The 16,918-nt window shown below is 57.2% G+C and carries 13 protein-coding genes; 3 read left to right on the forward strand and 10 right to left on the reverse strand.

Going from position 1 to position 16,918, the window contains the following annotated elements; all coding sequences use genetic code 11:
- Positions 1 to 26 precede the first annotated feature (26 nt).
- Positions 27 to 926, reverse strand: coding sequence for an O-acetylserine/cysteine exporter (eamA, locus tag IYV58_RS14550; protein WP_004119834.1), 900 nt, complete (start codon positions 924 to 926; stop codon positions 27 to 29).
- A 192-nt stretch (positions 927 to 1,118) separates the two neighbouring features.
- On the opposite strand from eamA, the gene ydeE reads away from it, so the two are divergent.
- Both ydeE and IYV58_RS14560 read left to right on the forward strand, forming a co-directional pair.
- Positions 1,119 to 2,312: an efflux MFS transporter YdeE gene (ydeE, locus tag IYV58_RS14555; protein WP_195729103.1), complete on the forward strand. Its 1,194-nt coding sequence runs from the start codon at positions 1,119 to 1,121 to the stop codon at positions 2,310 to 2,312.
- Between the two features lie 117 nt (positions 2,313 to 2,429).
- On the forward strand, positions 2,430 to 2,900 hold the full coding sequence (locus IYV58_RS14560; protein ID WP_004119829.1) for a helix-turn-helix domain-containing protein: 471 nt from the start codon (positions 2,430 to 2,432) through the stop codon (positions 2,898 to 2,900).
- A 132-nt stretch (positions 2,901 to 3,032) separates the two neighbouring features.
- Here the strand turns inward: IYV58_RS14560 and urtE are convergent, their stop codons facing one another.
- The 7 genes from urtE to IYV58_RS14595 form a co-directional block, all read right to left on the reverse strand.
- On the reverse strand, positions 3,033 to 3,731 hold the full coding sequence (gene urtE / locus IYV58_RS14565; RefSeq protein ID WP_049115158.1) for an urea ABC transporter ATP-binding subunit UrtE: 699 nt from the start codon (positions 3,729 to 3,731) through the stop codon (positions 3,033 to 3,035).
- A gap of 9 nt (positions 3,732 to 3,740) precedes the next feature.
- The gene (gene urtD, locus IYV58_RS14570; RefSeq protein WP_004119825.1) at positions 3,741 to 4,538 is read right to left on the reverse strand and encodes an urea ABC transporter ATP-binding protein UrtD; all 798 of its coding nucleotides are present in this window, start codon (positions 4,536 to 4,538) and stop codon (positions 3,741 to 3,743) included.
- Complete coding sequence (gene urtC / locus IYV58_RS14575; protein WP_004119822.1) at positions 4,538 to 5,611, reverse strand: urea ABC transporter permease subunit UrtC; 1,074 nt, start codon at positions 5,609 to 5,611, stop codon at positions 4,538 to 4,540. Before urtC ends, urtD begins: the two co-directional genes overlap by 1 nt.
- Positions 5,611 to 7,185, reverse strand: coding sequence for an urea ABC transporter permease subunit UrtB (gene urtB, locus IYV58_RS14580; RefSeq protein ID WP_195321675.1), 1,575 nt, complete (start codon positions 7,183 to 7,185; stop codon positions 5,611 to 5,613). Before urtB ends, urtC begins: the two co-directional genes overlap by 1 nt.
- An 84-nt stretch (positions 7,186 to 7,269) precedes the next feature.
- Positions 7,270 to 8,541: an urea ABC transporter substrate-binding protein gene (gene urtA / locus IYV58_RS14585; RefSeq protein ID WP_189089129.1), complete on the reverse strand. Its 1,272-nt coding sequence runs from the start codon at positions 8,539 to 8,541 to the stop codon at positions 7,270 to 7,272.
- 175 nt (positions 8,542 to 8,716) lie between these two features.
- Positions 8,717 to 9,820, reverse strand: a complete 1,104-nt coding sequence (locus IYV58_RS14590) for a cobalamin-independent methionine synthase II family protein (RefSeq protein WP_004119816.1) — start codon at positions 9,818 to 9,820, stop codon at positions 8,717 to 8,719.
- A gap of 148 nt (positions 9,821 to 9,968) precedes the next feature.
- Positions 9,969 to 10,361, reverse strand: coding sequence for a rhodanese-like domain-containing protein (locus IYV58_RS14595; protein ID WP_004119806.1), 393 nt, complete (start codon positions 10,359 to 10,361; stop codon positions 9,969 to 9,971).
- A 67-nt stretch (positions 10,362 to 10,428) separates the two neighbouring features.
- Between IYV58_RS14595 and ftrA the strand changes: the two genes are divergently transcribed.
- Positions 10,429 to 11,436: a transcriptional regulator FtrA gene (ftrA, locus tag IYV58_RS14600; RefSeq protein ID WP_004119805.1), complete on the forward strand. Its 1,008-nt coding sequence runs from the start codon at positions 10,429 to 10,431 to the stop codon at positions 11,434 to 11,436.
- 83 nt (positions 11,437 to 11,519) lie between these two features.
- On the opposite strand, the gene IYV58_RS14605 is transcribed toward ftrA, so the two are convergent.
- Both IYV58_RS14605 and IYV58_RS14610 read right to left on the reverse strand, forming a co-directional pair.
- On the reverse strand, positions 11,520 to 11,759 hold the full coding sequence (locus tag IYV58_RS14605) for a hypothetical protein (RefSeq protein WP_004119804.1): 240 nt from the start codon (positions 11,757 to 11,759) through the stop codon (positions 11,520 to 11,522).
- A gap of 2 nt (positions 11,760 to 11,761) precedes the next feature.
- Positions 11,762 to 16,879, reverse strand: coding sequence for a DUF637 domain-containing protein (locus IYV58_RS14610; RefSeq protein ID WP_004119803.1), 5,118 nt, complete (start codon positions 16,877 to 16,879; stop codon positions 11,762 to 11,764).
- Positions 16,880 to 16,918 lie beyond the last annotated feature (39 nt).

The raw sequence follows: 16,918 nt of genomic DNA on the forward strand, positions 1-16,918 counted from the left end.
TTTAGCCCCGTTACCGGGGCTTTTTTTTACCCCCGCGCCACGCCCGGACGCGCGATCCGCAGGCCAAACACGTTGATATACAGCCCGGCCAGAATCAGTACCGCCCCCAGCAGCTGCAGACTGTTCAGCGTCTCGCCGAGCAATAAGGCGGCGCTGGCCATCCCGACAACCGGCACCAGCAGCGACAGCGGCGCCACGCGCCAGGTCTCATAGCGGCCGAGCAGCGCCCCCCAGATCCCGTAGCCGATGATAGTGGCAATAAACGCCAGGTATAGCAGCGACAGGATCGTCAGCAGGTCGATATGCAGCAGGCTTGCCGCCATGACCTGCGGACCGTCGAGGATCCACGACGCCAGCATAAACGGCAGCACCGGAATCAACGCGCTCCACACCACCAAAGACATAATCGGCGGCCGGCTCGCATGCGACATAATTTTCTTGTTGAAGATATTGCCGCAGGCCCAGCTCAACGCCGCGGCCAGCGTTAGCATAAAGCCCACCAGCGGCACGTGCTGACCGCCGAGGCTGGCTTCGACCAGCACCAGCACGCCGAAAATCGCCAGCGCGATCCCCGCCAGCTGTTTCCCCTGCAAACGTTCGCCGAAAATAAACGCCCCGAGAATGATGGTGAAAAAGGCCTGGGCCTGCAGCACCAGCGATGCCAGCCCGGCTGGCATGCCAAGACTGATCGCGCAGAACAGAAACGCAAACTGACCGAAGCTAACCGTCAGGCCGTAGCCCAGCAGCAGGGTTAACGGAATTTTTGGTCGCGCGACGAAGAACAGCGCCGGGAAAGCCACCAGCAAAAAGCGCAGCCCGGCAAGCATCAGCGGCGGCATATTATGCAGTCCCATTTTGATCACCACGAAATTCAGCCCCCATACCACCACCACTAGCAATGCCAGCAGTCCGTCTTTACGCGTCATACCCGCCTCGGTTGTTATTGGAATTTTTGTGAACAAAATCAAAGTAACGAATAATTCGCCCGCCGCATAGATCATTATTTTCGGTAGGGCGCTGACGTGCTTTTCATTACCGATGGGAACTATACAAGCCTCGGTTAGCGTGCTATTTGTGATCGTGACAACAAAAATAACATCATATCAGGCAAGGAAAAAATGATACCGACTCTCAGGCGCTCAACCGCAGCGCTGCTGGCTTCGTCGTTGCTGTTAACCATTGGCCGTGGCGCAACGTTACCTTTTATGACGATCTACCTCACCCGTCAGTATCAGCTGGAGGTGGATAAAATCGGCTATGCGCTGTCGAGCGCGCTGATCGTTGGGGTGCTGTTCAGCATGGGTTTTGGCATTCTCGCCGATAAGTTCGATAAAAAGCGCTATATGACGCTCGCCGTGCTGGCGTTTATTGGCGGTTTTATCGCGATTCCGTTGGTTAACAGCGTCGCGCTGGTGGTCTTTTTCTTCGCGCTGATTAACTGCGCCTACTCCGTATTCTCAACCGTGCTGAAAGCGTGGTTCGCCGACGTACTCTCGCCGGCGAAGAAAGCGCAGATATTTTCCCTCAACTACACCTTCCTCAACATTGGCTGGACCGTCGGGCCGCCGATCGGCACCCTGCTGGTCATGCACAGCATTAACCTGCCGTTCTGGCTGGCGGCCGGCTGCGCCGCCCTGCCGCTGGTATTTATTCAGCTGTTTGTTCAGCGCGCCAGCGCCGCGGTTGCTCAGGATAACGCGGTTCAGTGGTCGCCGTCGGTGCTGCTGCGCGATCGCGCTCTGCTGTGGTTTACCCTCTCCGGCCTGCTGGCCTCTTTTGTCGGCGGTTCGTTCGCCTCCTGTATTTCCCAGTATGTGCTGGTGGTTGCCGATAGCGACTTTGCCGAAAAAGTGGTTGCCGTGGTGCTGCCGGTCAACGCCGCCGTGGTGGTGGCGTTGCAGTATGCCGTCGGCCGGCGCCTGACCGCTCGTAATATTCGCCCGCTAATGACCTTTGGGACGGCCTGTTTTGTGATCGGACTGGGCGGATTTGTCATTTCCGATAATAGCCTGCTGCTGTGGGGCGTCTCCGCCGCCATTTTTACCCTCGGGGAGGTTATTTACGCGCCGGGTGAATATATGCTGATCGATAACATTGCGCCGCCGGGCATGAAAGCCAGCTACTTTTCCGCCCAGTCGCTGGGCTGGCTGGGAGCGGCGTTTAACCCGATGCTGACCGGGACGATTTTGACTCACTTACCGCACTGGTCGCTGTTTGCGATATTGATGCTGGCTATTATCGCCGCATGGCTGATGATTTTCCGTGGGATGAACGTTCGTCCGTGGAACGGCAGCGCGGTCGCCAGCACCTGAGGTCAGGCGCCGTGCGGTTGTCAGGTTGCTGTCGCGTCCCTGTCGGGTTCCGATCGTGGTGACCGACAGCCCGCTCGATAATACTCCATCTCAGGTTTTCACCCGGAGATAGAAACAATGAACAATAGCAATCAGGTTAAACAATTACGTTTGCAGCGCGCCTGGTCACAGGAGCAGCTTGCCGAACTGGCCGGCGTGAGCGTGCGCACCATTCAACGCATCGAGAACGGCGACCGCCCCGGCCTGGAGACGCTCAGCGCGCTTGCGGCGGTGTTTGAAGTCAACGTCGCCGAGATTAGCGGCGAGTCGCCGGAGGGGCATGAGGAGTCGCTGGATTTACGCATTGAGGAAGCCAAAGCGCGCGTCGAATGCGAGAGCCGTTTTTTCCGTTCTCTGACGGTAGCTGTCGTCGTCTGCGTTCTGCTGGCGCTGCTAAACTGGCTGACCGGCGCAGACAGCTACTGGTCCGCATGGGTGGCCATCATCTGGGGGACGCTGCTGGTGGTTAAAGGGTTACGCCTGTTTGTCTTTGGCGAATGGATCAATAGCTGGCGTCAGGCGCGTCTGCAGCGGCTGCTGCGCAAATAACCCTCTGCGCGCTTTTTCCCGGGGGGCGGCGCTCGACGCGCCTTGCCCGGGCTACGGGCCAGCAGACTGCTGTATACCTGTAGCCCGGCTAAGCGCAGCGCGAGCCGGAGGGAGGCCGCCATTCGGGAAGGGTTAAATGGTGACCATCCCGCGGACGCCTTCGGCTTCCATATCGCGGCCGTTGCCCTGTTGAATAATCGCGCCGCGCGACATCACCAGATAGCGATCCGCTAAACCTGCGGCGAAATCATAGAACTGCTCCACCAGCAGAATCGCCATATCCCCGCGGTTCGCCAGCTGGCGAATAACCTCGCCAATCTCCTTAATCACCGACGGCTGAATGCCCTCCGTCGGTTCATCAAGAATCAACAGCTGCGGACGGCTGGCCAGCGCCCGACCAATCGCCAGCTGCTGCTGTTGGCCGCCGGAGAGGTCGCCCCCGCGCCGTTGCTTCATGGTTTTGAGCACCGGAAACAGCTGATAAATCTCTTCCGGCACCGCCCGCGCGTCGCGGGCGGGAAAGCGGGACAGCCCCATCAGCAGATTCTCCTCGACCGTCAGGCGTGGAAAAATCTCCCGCCCCTGCGGCACGTAGGCGATCCCTGACTGTACCCGCTGGTGCGGTTTACGGTGGGTGATATTCTTCTCCTGCCACCGCACCTCGCCGCTGCGCGCCGGGATCAGCCCCATCAGACACTTCAGCAAGGTGGTTTTCCCCACCCCGTTGCGCCCGAGCAGACAGGTGATTTCGCCCTGGCGGGCGGCAAAATCCACCCCGCGCAGAATGTGGCTGCCGCCATAGTATTGGTGTAGTTGATTAACCTGTAGCATCCGCGCTCCTTAACGTCCGAGATAAACTTCAATCACCTGTTCGTTGGCCTGCACTTCCCTCAGCGATCCTTCCGCCAGCACCTGCCCCTGATGCAGCACCGTCACCCTGTCGGCGATGGTCTCGACAAAGCCCATATCATGCTCGACCACCATCAGCGAATGCTGCCCGGCCAGGGTGCGGAACAGCTCGGCAGTATATTCCGTCTCCGCATCGGTCATCCCGGCGGCGGGTTCGTCCAGCAGCAGCAGATGCGGCTCCTGCACCAGCAGCATGCCGATTTCAAGGAACTGCTTTTGCCCGTGCGACAGCAATCCCGCCGGTCGATAGCGTTCGCCCTCAAGCCGCAGCAGGCGCAGGGTATCGCTGATTCGGTCAGCCTGCTCGCTGTTCAGACGGGCCCGCAGACTGGCCCACACCGACTTGTCGCCTTTCATTGCCAGCTCCAGGTTTTCCGCTACCGTCAGCGCCTCAAAGACCGTCGGTTTCTGAAACTTGCGCCCGATGCCCTGGCGAGCGATCGCGATGGGATCGAGGGTCGTTAAGTCCACCGACTGATCGTAAAGCGCCCTGCCGCTCTGCGGCCGGGTTTTACCGGTGATCACGTCCATCAGAGTGGTTTTCCCGGCGCCGTTCGGCCCGATCACGCAGCGTAGCTCGCCGACGCCAATCTGCAGCGACAGGTTGGTCAGCGCCTGAAAACCGTCAAAGTTGACGTTAATCTCTTCCAGCTGTAGCACCGGATCGGTTTGCTCGCGAAAACGGTCCGTCGGCAGCTGGCGGGTGAAGAGCTCTTCATCCAGTTGCATCAGCGATCTCCTCTACGCAGCAGGCCAATGACCCCACGCGGTAAAAATAGCGTCACGATAATAAAAATCAGCCCAAGAAAGAGCTGCCAGTACTCCGGCATCGCCATGGTGAAATAGCTTTTCGCGCCATTGACCAGGCCTGCGCCGAGCACTGGACCGATTAAGGTTCCGCGTCCCCCGAGCGCCACCCAGATTGCCGCTTCAATAGAGTTAGTTGGCGACATTTCGCTGGGGTTGATGATCCCGACCTGCGGCACGTACAGCGCCCCCGCCAGGCCGCACAGTACGGCTGAAAGGGTCCATACCAGCAGCTTAAAGCCGCGCGGATCGTAGCCGCAGAACATCAGGCGGTTTTCCGCATCGCGTACCGCCGTCAGCACGCGGCCAAATTTACTCTGCGCCAGCAGATAGCCGATCCACAGGGTGAGCAGCAGCAGCAGCACCGTCGCCATAAACAGCGCCGCCCTGGTGCTGATGGCGGTGACGGAGAAACCGAGCAGCGTGGTAAAGCCGGTAAAACCGTTGTTCCCGCCAAACCCGGTTTCGTTACGGAAAAACAGCAGCATCCCGGCGTAGGTCAGCGCCTGGGTCATGATCGAAAAATAGACGCCTTTGATTTTTGAGCGAAAGGCAAACCAGCCGAACACCAGGGCCAGCAGACCGGGCACCAGCACCACCAGCAGCATAGCCCAGGCGAAATGCTGGGTGCCCCACCAGAACCACGGCAGTTCGCTCCATGATAAAAACGACATAAAGGCCGGTAATCCGTCGCCCGCCGCCTGGCGCATCAGGTACATGCCCATGGCGTAGCCGCCAAGGGCAAAAAAGATCCCGTGGCCGAGCGAGAGCATCCCGGCATAGCCCCAGACCAAATCCAGCGCCACGGCGACAATGGCGTAGCAGAGGATCTTGCCGGTCAGCGTCAGCAGCCAGGTGGAGACCGCCAGCGGATGCGAGGCCGGCAGCAGCGCCAGAAACGGCATACTCAGCAGGCCCAGCAGCAGCACAACGCCGAGCCAGCGTAGCGGGCGCGGCGCTTTACGCGCCAGCGTTAAGGTAATAGGTTGGCTCATTAGTCAATAACCCTCCCTTTGAGGGCGAACAGTCCCTGGGGACGTTTCTGGATAAACAGGATAATCAGTACCAGGATCAGGATCTTGCCCAGCACGGCCCCCATCTGCGGTTCAAGGATTTTGTTAAAGATCCCAAGACCAAACGCCGCCGCCACGCTGCCGGCCAACTGACCAACGCCGCCGAGCACCACCACGAGGAAGGAGTCGATAATATAGCCCTGGCCCAGCTCCGGCCCGACGTTGCCGAGCTGCGACAGCGCGACGCCGCCCAGCCCGGCAATACCCGAGCCGAGGCCAAACGCCAGCATATCGACGCGTCCGGTCGGCACGCCGCAGCAGGCCGCCATCGCGCGGTTTTGCGTCACCGCCCGCACGTTCATCCCCAACCGGGTCTTGTTCAGCGTCAGCCAGGTAAAGAGCAGCACCAGCAGCACAAAAGCCAGCACCGCCAGACGGTTCCACGGCAGAATGAGATTCGGCAGAACCTGCACGCCGCCGGAGAGCCACGCCGGGTTAGCCACTTCAACGTTCTGCGCGCCGAACAGCATCCGCACCAGCTGGATGAGCATCAGGCTGATGCCCCATGTAGCAAGCAGCGTCTCTAGCGGGCGGCCGTAGAGATGGCGGATCACGGTGCGTTCCAGCGCCATGCCGATACCGCCGGTCACCAGGAACGCCACCGGCAGTGCAATTAACGGATAGAAGGCCAGCCACTGCGGAGCCAGTTGCGCCAGCGCCTGCTGCACCAGCCAGCAGCTGTAGGCGCCAATCATCAGCATCTCACCGTGGGCCATATTGATCACCCCCAGCAGACCGTAGGTGATGGCCAGGCCGAGCGCGGCGAGCAGCAGAACGGAGCCGAGAGAGAGGCCCATAAAAGCCTGGCCGAGAAGATCGCCCAGCAGCAGGCGATGCTGGATTTTGCTCAGGCTCTCCTGGGCCGCCGCGCGAATCGCCGGGTCTGGCTCATGTTGCGCATCGGTATACGGCGTCAGCAGCGCCTGGGTTTCAGGGTCGCCGGAGTGGCCGAGCAGCGCGATGGCCGCCAGCCTCAGCGCGGGCTGCGGGCTGGCAAGCTGTAAACGGGCCAGCGCAATTTCCAGCTGCGATTTCACCGCGCCGTCGCTTTCCGCCGTCAGACGCTGCTGAAGCAGACCCGCCATCTCTGGCGTGGCCTCGCGCTGAAGGGTTTTCACCGCCGCAGCCCTTTCAGTGACGTTGTCACTTACCAGTAGATGCGTCGCCAGCGCGCCAGCCGCCAGGTTACGCAGGCGGTTGGTCAGGCGTACCGGTTTTGTCGCCCCCTCGGGAGCCGCAACCTCGCCCAGCGCCAGCAGCTTTTCCCCCTGCTTGCTGAAGGCATGACCGTCGCTGTCCGATTGTAATGTTTCGCTCTTCAGCGCCCGCAACAGCGGTAAACGCGAGGCTTCGGGCGCGGCGGCCCACCGTTCAAGCAGCTGAGCCTGCTGGCTACGATTGGCCGCCACAAAATCGTCGGCGTCCGCTGCCTGCGCCCGCCACGGTAGCAAGACCATGAGCAGCGCGAAGTAACACATGAGGCGCAATGCGTTCATGGTCGTTCTCCTTTTCGGGGAAATCCGGGCTTTGGGCCCGGAGGACTGAGTCAATCACCCCGGCGCAGCGCCGGGGTCTGGCGCTTAGTTGCTGGCGGTTTTCACCGGGTGATCAGGCTTTTTGTCATTACCGGCAATCCACGGGCTCCACGGCTGGGCGCGTACCGGTTCTTCGGTCTGCCAGACCACGTTAAACTGGCCGTTGCTTTCGATTTCGCCGATCATCACCGGTTTATGCAGATGGTGGTTGGTGGCATCCATGGTCAGGGTAAAGCCTGACGGCGCCTTGAAGGTTTGCCCGGCCATCGCATCGCGCACTTTGTCCACGTCGGTGGTGCCCGCTTTGGTCACCGCCTGCGCCCACATGTGCAGGCCAACCCAGGTCGCTTCCATCGGATCATTGGTTACGACGGTATCGGCGTTCGGCAGCTTATGGGCTTTGGCATAGGCACGATAATCCGCGACAAATTGTTTGTTGGTTGGGTTATCAACGGATTCGAAGTAGTTCCACGCCGCGAGGTTGCCCACCAGCGGTTTGGTATCAATGCCGCGTAGCTCCTCCTCGCCTACGGAGAAGGCCACAACCGGCACGTCTGTCGCTTTCAGGCCCTGGTTGGCCAGCTCTTTATAGAACGGGACGTTGGAATCGCCGTTGATGGTAGAAACCACTGCCGTTTTGCCGCCGGCGGAGAATTTCTTGATGTTGGCAACGATAGTCTGATAGTCGCTATAGCCGAACGGGGTATAGACCTCTTCGATATCTTTATCCTGAATCCCTTTGGCGTGCAGGAAAGCGCGGAGAATTTTGTTGGTGGTGCGCGGATAGACGTAGTCGGTACCCAGCAGGAAAAAGCGTTTCGCCCCGCCGCCGTCTTCGCTCAGCAGGTATTCTACCGCCGGAATCGCCTGCTGGTTTGGCGCCGCGCCGGTGTAGAACACGTTCGGCGACATCTCTTCGCCTTCATACTGTACCGGGTAGAAGAGCAAACCATTCAGCTCTTCGAATACCGGCAGAACCGATTTACGCGATACGGAGGTCCAGCAGCCGAACACCGCCGCCACCTTATCCTGGGTCAGCAGCTGCCGCGCTTTTTCGGCGAACAGCGGCCAGTTTGACGCCGGGTCCACCACAACCGGTTCCAGTTTTTTACCCAGTACGCCGCCTTTGGCGTTGATGTCGTCGATAGCCATCAGGGCGACATCTTTCAGCGGGGTTTCAGAAATCGCCATCGTCCCGGAAAGCGAGTGCATAATGCCGACTTTAATGGTGTCGGCGGCATAAACCTGCAGGGAGAAGCCCATGCTGATAACAGAGGCGGAGAGAGCAAAAGCTTTTAATAATGTACGACGCTGCATGTGTGTCACTCCTGAATAGCGCAAAGACAAAAATGAATTAACGACTAACCGGAAGTGATAAGGCAAAAACAATGCCAGGTTGCGAAATACCCTGAAAGCGCGGCGGAATATGGGGGAAATAAAAGAGGGGGCGCCGCGTTGCCTTAAAATAGTGCAACGCTGCGCTATGAAGAGATTACCAGACCTGTGCGGCGATGCCGGTAACCAGGCGGACTTTGTCCCACTGCTGGGCTTCCGTCAGGGAATTCCCCTCTTCGGTGGAGGCAAAGCCACACTGCGGGCTGAGGCAGATCTGCGCCAGCGGGACGTACTGCGCCGCCTCCTGCAGTCGAGCCTTCACCCCTTCCGGGTTTTCCAGCTCGCCGTTTTTAGTGGTGATCAGCCCCAGCACCACCTGCTGATGGCCGGGACGAATATAGCGCAGCGGCGCGAAGTCGCCGGAGCGGTCGTTATCATATTCGAGGAAAAACGCGTCGATGTTAACGCCGCCGAACAGCACTTCCGCAACCGGCTCGTAGCCGCCCTCGGAGATCCAGGTCGAGCGGAAGTTACCGCGACACACGTGCAGGCCAACGGTCAGATCCTCCGGCTTCCCTTCCAGGGCCTTATTCAGAACGCGGGCATAGATGCGCGCCAGTTCATCCGGGTCTTCGCCGCGATCGCGAACCTGCTGACGCTGCTCATCGGAGCACAGGTAGGCCCAGACGGTGTCATCGAGCTGTAAATAGCGGCAGCCCTCATCGTAGAAGGCGCGAATGGCGTCGCGCCAGGTGGTCGCCAGGTCATCGAAATAGTCGGCGAGGTCCGGATATACCGTCGCGTCAATATCTTTGCGCCCGCCGCGGAAGTGCAGCACGCTCGGGCTGGGAATGGTCATTTTCGGTTGCGCGCTGCCGCTGACGCTCTTCAGATAGCGAAAATCTTCCAGCATCGGGTGATCGCCGAAGGCCAGTTTACCGGTGACGCGAACCCCGTGCGCTTTGGTCTGTACCCCGTTGAACTGGATACCTTTTTCAGAATCGTAGCGCTCAACGCCCTGTAAACCGTCAAAGAAATCAAAGTGCCACCACGCGCGGCGAAACTCGCCGTCGGTCACCACGTGCAGCCCGCACTCGCACTGCTGCTGCACCAGATCGCGAATCGCCTCATTTTCTATCTGCCGCAGCTGCTGTGCGTCAATAGCGCCTGCGGCCAGCTGCTGGCGGGCCTGTTTGATGGCGTCCGGACGTAAAAAACTGCCGACGATATCTGCGCGGAACGGGGCCTGCTGACGTTGCATGGTGTCTCCTTAGCGGTGGGCAAGGTAGTTGCCCACCGTGATAGTTCATTATTTGAATTTTTAGACTTCTGGATGTCTATATGTCCAGATACTGGCATGCGGAGGATTCATCGGCAAACGACAATATTTCATGGCACATGAAATAAATTCATTTTGCGAAGGGCAAGCCTTCATCTTCCCAGCCGGTCAAACCGCCGAGCATCATTTTGACCGGACGCCCCAGTAGCGCCAGCTTCATGGCGGCGACGTCCGCCCCGTTGCAGTGCGGCCCGGCGCAGTAGACCACAAACAGCGTCTCCTGAGGCCATTGCGCCATTCTGGCTTCATCAATCTGCCGGTGCGGTAAATGCAGGGCGCCCGGGAGGTGGCGACGGGCAAAGGTTTCCTCACTGCCGACGACGTGTAGCAGAACAAAATCCGCTTCTCCTCCGCGCATCGCGCTGTAGACATCGGCGCAGTCGGTCTCGAGGCTTAGCTTATGACGAAACCAGGCGGCAGCGTCGGTAGAACTGGCGGGGGCAATAGCGGTTACAACACTCATGGCATCTTCTCCTTGTCTGTGATACCACTACTTTAATTAACCGCCTGCGCGACATCTGCCGAGAACCATGACTGAAAACGCTGAAATCATGACAATTCCACCCGTGACGTTGTCACAACATCGGGTCGTTGCCTTGGCCTACGATGGCCTGTGTACTTTTGAATTTGGCGTCGCCGTCGAGATCTTTGGCCTGCCGCGCCCTGAGATGGGCGAACGCTGGTATCGTTTTGCCGTGGCCGCCGTCGACGAAGGCGAGCTGCGGGCGACCGGCGGGATTCGGCTGATGACCGACGGCGGCATGGCGCTGTTAGGCGAAGCGGACACCATCGTGGTGCCGGGCTGGCGCGGTATCGACTCCCCTGTGCCGCCGCGGCTATGCGAAGCGCTGGTCGCCGCCCATGCGCGAGGCTGCCGGATCATTTCTATCTGCTCCGGGGTTTTCGTTCTGGCCGCCGCCGGGCTGCTGAACGGCCGCCAGGCGACCACCCACTGGCGCTATACCGACCAGCTGCGGGCGAGGTTTCCGCAGATTGAGGTGGTCGATGACGTGCTGTACGTCGGCGCCGAAGGCGTCATGACCTCCGCCGGCAGTGCTGCGGGTATCGATTTATGTTTGCATCTGGTGCGCGAGGACTTTGGCGTCGACGCGGCGAATCTTGTCGCCCGACGTCTGGTGGTTTCCCCCCATCGCGACGGCGGGCAGGCGCAGCAGATTGTTCGCCCGGTGGCTAAAGCGCGAGAGAGCCAGCGGCTGGGGCAATTATTTGATTTTCTGCATCAGAATCTCGCCGCAAGCCACACCGTGGCATCGCTGGCGGCAAGAGCCGGCATGGGCCCCAGGACTTTTTTGCGCCGTTTCGAAGACGCCACCGGCAAAACCCCTGCCCGCTGGCTGCTTGACGAGCGCCTTCAGCGCGCCACGCAGCATTTAACCCACAGCCGGCTGAGCGTTGAACAGATTGCCGAGCTTTGCGGTTTCTCAAACGCCAGCACCCTACGCCATCACTTTCGCCAGCAGTTTGATCTTAGCCCGTTGCAGTACAGGAAAAGCGTGCTGGGTGGCAGAAAAAGATAGTATGCATGAGCAAGGACGTAGCCTCACTCATGCGACTCAGAGAGCAAAAAATCGAGCAGATACTCAAACAACTAAACGCACTATTACTTAGTTTTCTTCAGCGTATCTCTTGCTTCGATCAGAATATTTATAAGATCATCAAGCGGCATCTTCGCTACAAAACCATACTTCTTGTCTGATCCAAAAAGCTCAACTTCAAGATTGTCAAGACCATGATCCTGATTGATTTCAACAATACGCTCACGGTCTAACTGTATTTCAAGAGTGAGCTCTTCATATTCGATAGGACTGGAGAAAAATATCTCTAATTTTTTCTTATTCATGATTACACCTTTGGATCTAACACAGTGTTAAATGACCCGTCAGAATTAAATCTAATACCTTTTCCATTCGGTAACCGATACTCCACTGCGCCGCCGGATAGGCTTTTTCGTACAACACTTTTATCATTAAGAACATCTCTGATAAAGCCCTCTGCAGCAGTATTTTTTTGCTGTACGTTACCCTTTAATGGCTCAAAAGTCCCCCCAGGCCGACCTGCGTGCTTTTCCCATGCTCTGGCTGCCGCTGATAAACCCTGTCCGTTTATTGGCTTATTTGCTGCATCTATAAGCTTTTGTGTTCCCCCTTTGCGGGACAAAGCAGTAACTTCAGATATATAATTACTAACAACTGGTTTAAGTAACTTACCAGCACCATACCCTAATCCTAAAATCAAAGCATCAGGGAGAGATTCACTAGCCCATAATTTCAGCCCGCATCCCGCACCAGACTCCCAACCGCATGTATCAAATTTCTTATAAGCATTCTGCCCCATAAGTTCATACTCACGGGATATATCAAACCCTATTTGACGCCCCAGCATGTCATAACCTGAAGCACTTGATATTCCGTTAAGCATATCATCAATACAAATCGCATTACCGGCTTCCCTACAGCCGTCAAATTTATTCTCATTTTGGGCTGATAATTGTGCCATTTCCTTGCGCACATCGATTTCACAACCATTATTTCCCCTACAGTCAGCCAGTTTTTTTGCCATCCTGGCTGGCTCATCATGCATCAAAAAATTATATCGCAGGACGCTTTCTGCGGCATTAGCCCCACTATTGGCGCCGCCGGATGAGTTTGTTACAGCAGCCCCTGTGATTGCTCCAATAATCCTACCGGCAGACTGAATCTGATTATTCCGCGTAGCGGGTTCAACGAATATTTCACCGAGGGTAATTGCTGCCAGCTCCGCAGCCAGCGCTCCGGCAGCGGCCCCTTTCCCGTCACCACGACCAATTTCAGCGCTGATACCGGCAACCACCGCATGACTCAGCGACTTGCCCGGTATACCCAGAACCTCGCCGTTATCGCCAATCAGCCCGGCCCCTTCGGCGTTAATCTGGTTGCCAATATTCGCCAGCAGGGCATTAGTCAGGTTATCCTTAAAACTGCCTCCATTGATGGCGGTGTTCAGGCTTGAGCTGATAACCGACTGGCCGGCCACGCGCTGGACGATTTTTCCCCATCCCTCGTTTTTGACCAGCGCCGGTAACTGGGCCTTGTCGGGCGGAACATCAATATTCATGACCTTATCAAAGCCCGCCAGCGCGCCCCCGATAACCATTGAGGTGGCCAGCGATTTGACCGAACTGCTGCTTCCCAGCGCCGACAGCGTTTTTGACAGATTTCCCTGATTTTCCACCAGTGCCACGGCGGCCTGTGCAGCCAGCGAAGACATCCCGGCTGTAACCGCGCCGGTCGTTACTGCGCCACCACCCACGGTGGAAGTTACTGAAGATGCAACTGTCGCCGCCAGTGAACTGCCTGCGGTGGCCGCAGCTGCTGCGATAGCGATTACTGCCGCCACTGCCGGATTCAGGCTCTGACTTTTATAATTCCAGCTGTCGTAAGCATCCTTAACTGTATTCCACTGAACATCGCTGCGGGTATTCAGTCCCTTCAGCCACTCTGTTCCGGGTAGCGCGCCCAAAGCAGTAATCGCTCCCTGCAAAGCCTGACCATTTTTCGCTTTGATATCGGCACTGATACCGCTGGCCGCGTTAACCGTCAGTTTTCCGCCAGCATAAACAGACGGAAGCACCCATTTTCCTTCACTGTAGCCTTTATTTGCCTGCTTGATATAGAAGCCTTTCGAGGTGCTGACAGTCTGCTCGAAAGTGGTGTTTTTCACGGCCAGGAAACTGACTTTTCCACTGGTACTGGTCAGCGTGGCGTTCTTTTTTGCCTCGATTTTACTGGCTTCATAGGTACTGTCATCGCGGCTCAGCAGGCTGAGATTGCCTCCCGCAATAAACTCCGTCACCCGGTTGGTGGTGGTGTGTTTCGTTTGTTTGACGGTCGTTTTCTTACCCCACCACTTTCTCTTCGTGGTTTGACGTTCGTAATGACTGGACTCTTCCATCGCCTGGGCATAGAGCCAGCCACCTTTTGCTGCAACATCCATCGCCCCTTTTGCCAGTAAACGCGATGCCTGAAAAAGAATGCTGCCACCCGAGATAACCGTCAGTGCTCCACCTGAATTCAGCGTGACGCCTGTCTGGCTGACGTTTTCCGTCCAGCTGTTCCCGGACTCACGGTATACCGTCCCCCGGGCGGACTGAAACTGCATATTCCCGCCGGAGGTCAGCGTGATGTTACCGTCTGAGGTCAGCGTACTGCCGTCAGCCTGGATACCGCCGTTTGCCGCCAGTGTCAGGCTTTTCGCACCGTGCAGACGGGTCAGTACGTTGAGTTCATCCCTGTTATTATCATTACTGCTGTCCGTTACGCCATATCCGTATGCGCCCAGCCAGAGAAGTTTCCCTGCCTGCAGCGTCGCGGTTTTCCCGGCGACAATATGAGCGCCCTGCACGCCGATATCTGCCGCTGAGCTGATGAGCAGGTTTCCTCCTGCTTTCACATTGCTGCGTAATTCGGGTATCCGGCTGTCCGGAAAAAACTCACTGTAGAGGTCACTCAGGCTCCGCATGTTCAGGTCAGTATTGGCAGCCGATGAGAGGCTGATATTCCCACCGGCGTCGAGCCCTGCACCATACAGAGACAGACGCCGGCCGCTCAGGGTGATATCACCCGAAGCACGCAGCGGCTCTCCCGGTAACATCCGGTTAAACAGCTCCTGCTTGCGGGCGTAGGTCAGGACTGTGCCAGGTCGCCCGTGCCACAGCATGGCGTCATTTTTATCAAACGTGATGTCCCCATTGGCAACCAGAGAAATATTCTGGCTCAGAACAGGAAAACGCGTGTTCCTGAGCAGAATATTGCCACCTGCCGTGACTGATAAATCACGTGAAGCCTCCAGGCTTCCCAGCCAGCGTAGCCCGTCAGAATGGAAAAAGTTGGGCCACTCGCTGGTATGAGAGGTGACATCTCCGCCGCGACTGACCAGGGTAATGTTCTGTCCTTTGAGCTCACTCTGCCAGGACTCAACACTTACGCCCGCCAGAACCGAGATATCCTTTCCGGCCGTCATCAGCGCCAGCGCCATTTTTGTGCCACGCTCTGACTGTAAGGTAATATCCCCTGAGGCCTTCATCACATCGGTGGTAACAATGCTTCCGGCGCGCAGCAGGATATTTCTGGCTGTCATCGTGTCAGGCCGGGCCATCACTTCCGAATACTGAACGTTCGTGACGTAGGGCTCTTTACTCTCAATACGTTCAGAAAAATCAGCCACCAGATTACCACCGGCAGAAAGTATTGCTGGAGAGATCGTAGGATTTTTCCAGCTATTGATCTCGCCTGTTTTCTGGAACGTATAAGTTCTATTTTGTTTCCCGGCAATAGTTAACTGACTTTCAGGAACCGCAGGTGACGCAGTATTAGATGGACGATACGCCGTATTATAGGAGGACCAGGTATCCCTGGTACCGGTGATTCCACTGATATGATTAAACGTTTTTCCAGTGAGAATCAGATCTTGATTTGCTTTTATAAGACTTTCGTTATTAGTCAGATGAGTGGTATTGAGATAAGCATTTCTGCCAGCCTGAATGGAGGCTGCGGACGATGTAGCGGTTCGCCGATATTCTTTTCTGGCGGTATTGACCAGGTTCGACTGGTTAAAATTAGCAGTACCAAACCATTTGCCGCCTAACGTCGCATCCCAGTAAATCACATCAGCCAGGGTAATGTTTCCTGAAGCATGCCTGATAGCACTGATAGTACGGTATTGTGGAAGATTAACAAATGCTGTTGAATTGGGACTGATATCTTTCCATTCGTAAGTCAGTACATCACGAATGTTATTTAGCGTTTCTGAACGTATTATCAGGTCGCCCGTATTGGTCTGAATGCGAGCCGACCGATTCTCCACAAGTGTGGCTTTGTTACCCTGGGCATCCTTCTGTACCCACAGATTTTTATGGCTGTGTAATGACGCACCGTTACCCGTATTGCGCACCGTTGACGCAAATACCCGCATATCCCCGTGAGCAGTGGTGCTGCTCCGGTTGTCCACTGTGGTCGCCGCCAGCGTCATATCACGTTCAGCGCGCACGCTGGACCCGGCTGGCGTGACGATATCCCGCCCGCTGACGTTCAGGTCAGTCTGCGCCTTAACGTTACTGAGGGTGATTTTTCCGGCCGTCGTCAGGGAAATGTCCCGCTGAGTGGATGTCACATTGCCCAGGTTGACGCCGACCCCGGCTTCGGTGGCGACCAGGCGGATTTTACCGGCATACATGCCGCCAAGCGCCTTTGTATCGACAGCAAGCTGAGGCTTTGCACCCTCACCAGCAATGGGTTTTACCGTGCCGTCCTTAAAGCTGACCCGGTTCGCTCCCTGAGTCAGGGTGAGGGTTTTCGCGTTAATTTTGCCGTTCAGTTCAGTGGCCCGGCTGATGACATCAACATATTCAGCGCCGGCCCCATCCAGGCCGTTACCGCCGATAATCACCGCCCCTTTTTTGACTTCAAGGGCATCAAGCGCCCCTTGTTTATCAAACTGCGGTTTGCCCGTCGTCAGAGTGACTGACGGGGTATTGATGAAACCACATCCGTCACAGGTGATGCCATTCGGGTTGGCAATCATTACGCCGGCTTTATTGCCGAAGACTTCCAGCCTGCCTTTCAGTTCAGAACGGTTGCCGCTGGTCACCTCGTTAATAATCAGTTCGGCCGGTTTACCCTTGAGTCTGGCATTGCCGTTGTCGATAGTGACGCCGAGCTGTGTTTTCCCACCCTGCGTGGCGTTATTCAGCACCGCGCCCGGCGTTCCCACGTTAAAACCCTGGTAGGTGTTGTGCGAAATACCGGCCGCGTTTGGCGTGGCGATGTTCACCACCGGGACATTACCGGGTTTCATCACGACCTGAGTATTGCCATTCGCAGCAGTGATACCCGCCGCAATGGCGGGATGCAGAGGCTGAACGGCGGTCAGGTATATCAGCAGCCAGCTGGCTCCACGGGCCAGCGGATGAGCGAGTTTATCCATATCAGAACATCCTGTATGACGGGGCCATCATGGCCCCAG

Origin of the sequence: Klebsiella sp. BDA134-6, from assembly GCF_015601345.1 — a bacterium.
Lineage (GTDB): Bacteria > Pseudomonadota > Gammaproteobacteria > Enterobacterales > Enterobacteriaceae > Klebsiella > Klebsiella grimontii.

Coding starts and splice junctions, on each gene's coding strand:
- urtD (WP_004119825.1), bottom strand. CDS start 4,538: ATGCAACTGGATGAAGAGCTCTTCACCCGCCAGCTGCCGACGGACCGT.
- ftrA (WP_004119805.1), top strand. CDS start 10,429: ATGACTGAAAACGCTGAAATCATGACAATTCCACCCGTGACGTTGTCA.
- urtA (WP_189089129.1), bottom strand. CDS start 8,541: ATGCAGCGTCGTACATTATTAAAAGCTTTTGCTCTCTCCGCCTCTGTT.
- IYV58_RS14605 (WP_004119804.1), bottom strand. CDS start 11,759: ATGAATAAGAAAAAATTAGAGATATTTTTCTCCAGTCCTATCGAATAT.
- IYV58_RS14560 (WP_004119829.1), top strand. CDS start 2,430: ATGAACAATAGCAATCAGGTTAAACAATTACGTTTGCAGCGCGCCTGG.
- IYV58_RS14590 (WP_004119816.1), bottom strand. CDS start 9,820: ATGCAACGTCAGCAGGCCCCGTTCCGCGCAGATATCGTCGGCAGTTTT.
- ydeE (WP_195729103.1), top strand. CDS start 1,119: ATGATACCGACTCTCAGGCGCTCAACCGCAGCGCTGCTGGCTTCGTCG.
- IYV58_RS14595 (WP_004119806.1), bottom strand. CDS start 10,361: ATGAGTGTTGTAACCGCTATTGCCCCCGCCAGTTCTACCGACGCTGCC.
- urtC (WP_004119822.1), bottom strand. CDS start 5,611: ATGAGCCAACCTATTACCTTAACGCTGGCGCGTAAAGCGCCGCGCCCG.
- IYV58_RS14610 (WP_004119803.1), bottom strand. CDS start 16,879: ATGGATAAACTCGCTCATCCGCTGGCCCGTGGAGCCAGCTGGCTGCTG.
- eamA (WP_004119834.1), bottom strand. CDS start 926: ATGACGCGTAAAGACGGACTGCTGGCATTGCTAGTGGTGGTGGTATGG.
- urtE (WP_049115158.1), bottom strand. CDS start 3,731: ATGCTACAGGTTAATCAACTACACCAATACTATGGCGGCAGCCACATT.
- urtB (WP_195321675.1), bottom strand. CDS start 7,185: ATGAACGCATTGCGCCTCATGTGTTACTTCGCGCTGCTCATGGTCTTG.